At 51.0% G+C, this 7,553-nt stretch carries 4 protein-coding genes and 1 pseudogene; all 5 read left to right on the forward strand.

Translation table 11 applies throughout. The features are described from left to right. Positions 1–1,547 precede the first annotated feature (1,547 nt). The gene (locus tag PsW74_RS20130) at positions 1,548–3,221 is read left to right on the forward strand and encodes a cytochrome D1 domain-containing protein (protein ID WP_208981673.1); all 1,674 of its coding nucleotides are present in this window, start codon (positions 1,548–1,550) and stop codon (positions 3,219–3,221) included. Positions 3,222–3,468: 247 nt separating this feature from the next. Then, positions 3,469–3,963 (forward strand): annotated as a pseudogene (locus PsW74_RS29900) (NapC/NirT family cytochrome c); the annotation flags it as partial. Between the two features lie 36 nt (positions 3,964–3,999). After that, positions 4,000–5,193: an ethylbenzene dehydrogenase-related protein gene (locus tag PsW74_RS29905; protein WP_275078098.1), complete on the forward strand. Its 1,194-nt coding sequence runs from the start codon at positions 4,000–4,002 to the stop codon at positions 5,191–5,193. A gap of 205 nt (positions 5,194–5,398) precedes the next feature. Beyond that, positions 5,399–5,818, forward strand: coding sequence for a plastocyanin/azurin family copper-binding protein (locus PsW74_RS20140; RefSeq protein WP_063289351.1), 420 nt, complete (start codon positions 5,399–5,401; stop codon positions 5,816–5,818). Positions 5,819–5,934: 116 nt separating this feature from the next. Beyond that, on the forward strand, positions 5,935–7,467 hold the full coding sequence (locus PsW74_RS20145) for a nitrite reductase (protein ID WP_063289350.1): 1,533 nt from the start codon (positions 5,935–5,937) through the stop codon (positions 7,465–7,467). Positions 7,468–7,553: the final 86 nt, after the last annotated feature.

Consider the following 7,553-nt stretch of genomic DNA (forward strand, 5'->3'; position numbering starts at 1 on the left):
ATATACAGCCTCCAGTTGGCCTCAGTGAAACCAAAGCAATGACTTCAAGGGATTGAAACGTATTGCCTTGCGGTGCTGTTATGAAATAAGCGCTGCAGCCCTCCGTGTGGTCTAGGAGACGAGGTTTAGTCTGTGGGAAGGGCACATCTCATGCCCCAACCAAATTGGTGATAAGTAAACGAGAGGCGGTGGTTGTTAACTGGTGCCCTTCGCCAGGTGGATGTGTTCAGCTGCAGTCGGAACGACGTTGCGTTGCCATCTGCGTTCGTTTGCGTTATTCGCGCTGAGACTGCGTTGCTGTGTCTCGCCAGCTGGTGAAAGTAGAGCTGGCAGTTGGTCTGCAATGGGCCGTGATCGGTCGGATAACTCGGGCAAACATTCAGCTCAGCACTCAAGCCGTGAAAGGAGATAGAAATAATCTATCCACTCGCCTCAGATAATGCTGCTGAAACACGCTTCAATTCAAAGCGGGGATAGGTGGTTTGGGCCCATATGGCCCTGAAAACAGTTATCAAGCAATAGCCAGCTCTGCCGTGCCTGTTTCTGAGTTCCACATATGTGCAGGGAAGTTGTAGTTCTTTCCCGGCACGTGTTCGAAGCAATTGCCGTGGTAGATCGCTCACATAAAAGCAGACAGGAATGCGGTGTTCTGAGCCTTTCAGAGGCTTACACCTGGGCTGATACATGCCGTGTAATGGCTTCCCCCGTTGTCCATGAACCGGTCTTGCTTGGAAACTTTTCTTTCGGATCAAGAATTAGGAATTTGGCGGCCTGGGTACGCTGTTTGCCAGATGAGCGATCGTGGACACGTGCTCACAAGGGATGCGGGCAACGGCGTAGAATGAGGAGCGACCATCGTAATGGTGGTGGCTTTATGCACGGACATAACCTGTGTCTTCTGCAACAGGGGCTGTGTTTTTGCTTTTTAGGTGTGAAACATATTGGTCTGGACAGCTATCCTCAATTTTCAATAGCTATTTTTACAAAGTCGACGCTCGTAGACAGAGCAAGATGTCCATAGGAGCGGTATCGTTTGCTAGGTCTGCAATTACCTGCATCGCAGTAGATTGATCCTTACCGGCAAATCGGGCAAGCAAGCCCTCATTTGATTGCTGGATTGGCGTAAAGCTTGGTTTGCTCAACCTGCCTGTCTAAAGCAGACTGGCATTAAAAGATGATTTGTCTGCGTGATGGGCATCAACACAGCTCAAAAGCTCACGCTCAGACATTGAACTGATTTTCCGCAAATTTAGAATCAGCATGGTCAATGAGTTTTAGTAAGCCTTTGTCTTGGAAATTCATCTTCAAGATGTGGCGGAGCAATCAGTTCAAGATCGAGCTGTTCAAATTAATTTTCTTCTTTTTACACCTCAATTTCAGATTGAGACGTTCTGTCGCAAGTTTGGCTAAATGGGGAGTTTTCGGCGGTTTTTTGGGGCGTGATGTTTCAGGGCGGGGTTCTAAGTTTTCTTGCTTAACATTAGTCAAGGAGGACAGCGGCCGTTCAATTCACTGTGACCTCGTCTCACCAGCATTGGAGATTGAGAATGTTACAAAATAAGAGACGTGGGTCAGGGTACGCTTTAGCGGCCGGCTTCGCGATGTTGCTTGGTAGTGCAGCTGCACCTGCATTTGCTGAAGGTCCAACACTGAGCGAAGAAGCCTTTGAACGTTCTAAGCAGCTTTATTTTGAGCAGTGCGCAGGCTGTCACGGCGTTTTGCGCAAGGGCGCGACAGGTAAAAACCTTGAGCCGCATTGGAAGAAAAAAGGCAAAGACGGCACCGTCACTGAAGGTGGTACCCTTCAGCTAGGTCAGGAACGCCTTGAGAAGATCATCGCCTGGGGCACAGAAGGCGGCATGAACAACTTCTCGGAAATCCTGAGCGAGCAAGAAATCAAGGACATGGCGACCTACATTATGTTGGATCCGCCAAAGCCACCTGAGATGTCACTTGCTCAGATGAAGGAAACCCGCAAGGTTTACGTCGAAGAAAAAGATTACCCAACCAAGCCTATGCATGGCCGCAACTGGGAAAACTTCTTCGTTGTTATCGAGCGTGATGCAGGTAAAGTTGCAGTCATCGACGGCGACACCAAAGAAGTTCTGGTTCATATCCCTACCGGTTATGCAGTGCACGTGATCAAAGCATCCGAGCACCACAAACTGGCAGAGCCTGAGAATCCAGGTCGTTTCTGGTACACCATGGGCCGTGACGGTAAGATGACGAAAATCGACCTCTGGCAGACACCAGACAAGATGCTCGTTTCTGAAGTTACCGTTGCTTATGATGCACGCGACGTTGCCGTATCCGGCGATGGCAAATACATCATTGGTGGTGCTTACTGGCCTCCACACTTCGTGATTTCTGACGCAGTGACCATGGAACCGCTTAAGGTTGTTTCAACCCGCGGCGTGAACGTGGACGGAGATTATGTAGAAGAAAGCCGCGTTGCTGCTATCTACACAACTCCAAATGAGCCTACATGGCTGGTTGCTGTTAAAGAACTTGGCCAGATGTGGCAGGTTGATTACTCCGATATCGACAACCTTCGTATCGACAAAATCGACTCCGCTAAGTTCCTGCATGATGGCTTCTTCGATCCAACAGGCCGTTACTTCCAGATCGCTGCTAACGCATCGAACAAAATGGTTGTTGTCGACACCAAAGAGCGCAAGCTCGAAGCTATGATCGACGTTGCTGCTCTTCCACACCCAGGTCCAGGCGCTAACTGGAACGATCCTAAGTGTGGTCCGGTTGCAGGTACAACCCACCTCGGCGTTGGTACTGTTTCTGTTTGGGCGAACGACCCAGCAGGACGTCCGGATGAAGCTTGGAAGAAGTGTTACGAAGTTGAAACTGACGGCCCAGGCCTGTTCATCCGTACACATCCAGACTCCAAGTACGTATGGGCTGACCAGACCAAACACCCAGATCCTGAAATTCAGCAGGCTGTTCAGGTGATCTCGAAAGAAACCGGTGAGATTGTGAAAACAATCACCATTACCGAAACAGAGGGCAATGCCGCTGTTCACTTCGAGTTCAACGCAGATGGTTCTGAAGTTTGGGTATCCAACTGGAACATGGGCGACTCTCTTGCTCCAAACGGTGAAATCGTTGTTTACGACGCAGAAACCCTTGAAGAGAAAACCCGGATTAAGGGCCTTTACGCTCCAACCGGCAAGTTCAACGTTCACATCCGTTCGAACCACGTTACCTAATGTGATCTAACGATCCTTTTGAGGGGCGGGCACCACGCCCGCCCTTCTTTTTTATCAGCGGTATCGAGACTGCAACGGCTGGACACCAGTCGGAGATGACGGATTTGCTCCCCGTATCTTGAAAGCCGACCGCACACGACCCGACAAGGATGGGTCGACAGAAAATCCAAAACGGAGCCTGGAAATGACCCAGTCCAACGGTACGGAAAAGAAAAAGCCGATCTGGCGCCGGTATTTCCTATGGGGAATGCCGGTTGCTGGCCTCTTGGGGGCTTTTGTCGTCGGCATTATCTTCTGGGGCGGTTTCAACACCGTCATGGAAGCCACAAACACAAAAGAATTCTGCGTCTCGTGCCACGAGATGAATGACTTTGTCTATCAGGAATATCAGGGCACTATCCACGACGTAAACCGGTCAGGCGTTGGTGCAGTTTGCTCAGACTGCCACGTTCCTAAAGACTGGACACATAAGATCATCCGTAAGATCAAGGCATCCAAAGAAGTTTGGGGCAAGCTGGTCGGCACGATCAACACACCAGAGAAATTTGACAAGAAACGTCTGCACCTCGCCAAAAACGAATGGGCGCGGATGAAATCTTCTGACTCTCGTGAATGCCGTAACTGTCATGATTTTGAATCCATGATGCCGGAGTTCCAGAAGCCACGCGCACGTCAGCAGCACCTGAATGCAATGAAAACAGGGCAGACCTGTATCGATTGCCATAAAGGTATTGCGCATAAGAACGTTCGTGACCGCGCATCTGATGAATATCTGGAGATGATTGAAGCTCCTGACCAGAATTACGTTCGCGAGATTCCGAAAGAGTATCTGGAGAGCCTTGCTCGCATTGAAGCCAAAGAAGCTGCTGAAGCTGAGGCTGCAAGCACTGCGAAGAAAGCACAGCAGGAAGCTACACAGGCTCAGATTGCAGCTGCTGTTGACGCAGCCGTTGCTGAAGAACGTGCAAAAGCTGCCGGTGAAGCACCTGCTGCTGATGCAGGCGACACTGTTGGTGCCAACATCGACTGGAGCGGTGTGGACAGCGTAGACATGACACTGTTCTACCCTGGTCAGGCTTCCTTCGAGTTTGTGCAGAACGGCAAGCAGCACGGTGGTGCTCGTCCGCTGACAAAGGGTGGCGACCAGTGCACAACCTGTCATGCGAAAGAGCTGAACAACATTGGCAACAAGATCGTCAAAGGCACTGACAACACCGAGCCGACCCCAATTCCTGGGAAGCGTGGTGTGATCAACGCAACGATGCAGGCTGCTCATGATGATGAGAATGTCTACTTCCGCCTGCAATGGCCAGATACTCCTCATGCACCTGCACCATTTGTTGACGGTGGCAAGATGGATCCTGAAAACCAGATCAAGGTTGCCATGATGATCACCGGCACCGGTATCAAGATGGGTGAACAGGTTGGTTGCTGGGCAACATGCCATGCAGACAACACCTACATGCCGTTTGATCCGGGTCCAGAAGCAATCGCTGCTTCCGGTGATGTTGCTGAGATGCTGCAAGCCAAGAAGTCCATCCAGAAGTACCTGAGTGAGACCCGGACAAAGGTCGAGATCAAAGGTCGTCGTGGTAAGGCTCAAGGTGGTTGGAACAAGCTGAAATCAGCTGAGGAACTCGATCAGCTGCTGGCTGATGGTACCTTCATGGATCTGATGCGCGTCTATGCGGACGGTTCCGCAACCAATGGCTACCTGCTTGAGCGTCGCGTCCAAAACGACGGTGATATCACTGCTTCTGCCAAGCTCTCTGCTGGTATGTGGACTGTGGTCTTCTCCCGTCCGCTGGCAAGCGACAAGCCAGGCGATGTGCCACTTGAAGCTAGCAAGACCTACACAGTTGGCTTTGCTATCCATGATGACTTCTCAGCTGCACGTTTCCACCACGTGACGTTGAACACCAGTCTGGCACTGGATGACGAAACTGCCCAAATCAATGTGGTAGGGCGCTAAAAAAACACAAAGGGTGGCCGAGTAATTGGCCACCTTTTTTTCTGGAGGCTGGATCCTCCTTTATTCTTTTGCTTTTGCGTATCTTTATCCGAAAACCGGTTTCCATTTTTCAGAGATATGCAGAACTTGCTCTAAGTTTTTCCGAGCGTATCCTTATCAATAATAGTACGTGATTTTTGGATATGCATTTGCAAGGGGGCGCTTCATGTACTCAAGATTTCTTCACTGTTCCGCACTTCTTCTGGGTCTTTTGATGGTGACACCTGCCGTTGCGGCGGATGACAAAGCTGCTGCACTGTGCGCAAAAGCAGAAGCTCGTTATGTCGATATGTTTGGACATCCGGCAGCTGAGGCAGATGGCGTTACAATCGTGAAGATGTACAAGTATCGGTTCTGCCCAGAAAAGCTTTCTGTCCCTGTTGGCACCACCGTACGCTGGGTGAATGTTGACAAGCGGACAAGCCACACCGTTCATTTGAATGAGGCGGGTGAGAAAGAATCCGATCGCTTGTTTCCTGAAGAGGTCTTCGAGTTCACCTTCCTGAGCGCGGGATCGCAGCAATATCTGTGTGGTCCGCATTGGGAAACGCAGAAGATGATCGGCATGGTGACCGTCACACCTTAAAGCAGTTCGCATTTAAGATGAAACACATGAACTGCTTTGCCTTTGTTTTTGCGTGGCTTTGAACCAGCACTGTGATTGCGCTTCAGAGGTACTTTCCCCTAATTCGAGTTTATTCAATGATCAGGCTCCTTGTTGCTCTTGGTTCGGCTGTTCTTTCAGCATCTGCTTGCCTTGCCGACCCTGCCGCTCTTTATCAAAGGCACTGTGTAGAGTGCCACGGTGAGAACCGTTTGGGCCTGATTGGTCCGGCTCTGCTTCCTGAAACTTTGGGGAGTCTGCGCGGCACGGCGTTGCAAGACACAATCAAACGCGGGCGAAACGCAACTGAGATGCCGTCCTTTCAGGATGTCCTGAGCGACCAGGAGATTGATGCACTCAGCGTTTTTCTTAAGACGCCATTGAAGCCTGCACCGACATGGACTATGGAGCAGATTTCCGCGAGCCTGATTGCCAACGATGATTACAAAGCGACTGTGAAGCCTGTCTGGTCTGCCGACCCGATGAACCTGACATTGGTCGTGGAGACGCTGGACCATTCTGTCAGCGTGGTGGATGGCGACAGCTTCGAGGTTCTGACGCGTTTCAAGATTCCGTTCGGGACACGCGGGCAGCCCAAGTTCTCACCTGATGGGCGCTATGTCTACATCATGTCCCGCGATGGCTGGATCCTAAAGTATGACCTTTACGCGTTACAGGAGGTGAGCCGTATTCGTGCCGGGCTGAACAGCCGGAATATTGCTTTGAGCCACGATGGCAAGTGGATTGCCGTGGCGAATTATCTGCCCAACACCTTTGTTATTCTCTCCGCTGATGATTTGAGCCCACAGAAACTAGAGCATGTTCAAGGCAAGGACGGCACACCAAGCCGTGTCTCCGCTGTTTACCTCGCCGCCAAACGCAAGAGCTTTGTGTTGGCGCTGAAGGATGCGCCTTCCATTTGGGAAGTGTTTTATGGCCCCAATCCACCGCATTACGGATTTGCCCATGACTGGCGTGTTGAGGGGCCTGCGCCTAACAAAGACCCGTTCCCTTTGCGCAAGATCACTGTCAAAAGTTTGGTTGAAGATTTCTATCTCGACCCAAGTGATGAATACGTGATGGGTGCTTCCCCCAGTGGCATTGGTGGACAGGTGGTTGATCTGGTTATCGGACACAAGATTGCTGATCTGGACTTGGAAGGTCTGCCACATCTGGGCTCAGGTTCTACCTGGAAGATGGGTGAGCGAACCGTCATGGCCACCCCGCATCTGAGAGAACCGCTGGTCTCCATTGTGGACATGAAGTCATGGGAGACTATCAAACAGATTGAGATGCTCGGCTCCGGCTTCTTCACCCGGACGCACGAGAACTCACCCTATGTCTGGGTAGATGTTTTCTTTGGTCCAGACAAAGACGCGATCCAGGTGATAGACAAGCAGAGCCTTGAGATTGTAAAGACCCTGCGCCCTCAAAAAGGCTCCCGTGCGGCCCATGTGGAGTTCACAGAGGATGGCAAGTACGCCTTGGTTTCTGTCTGGGAAGAGGATGGGGCTGTCATTGTTTATGATGCACAAACGCTGGAAGAAGTGCGGCGTCTGCCCATGAGAAAGCCTCGCGGCAAGTACAACATCGGCAACAGGATTGCAGGTGTTGGATCACCTGAAAACTAAAGATAAACTTATCCCCCTCGTGTTTTCCTCCCATACTCTGAACCTATGCCTACGTAACGGGCTGCTGGCGGAGCGACCGTCAGTTT

It is taken from the genome of Pseudovibrio sp. W74, assembly GCF_001623085.1.
Lineage (GTDB): Bacteria > Pseudomonadota > Alphaproteobacteria > Rhizobiales > Stappiaceae > Pseudovibrio.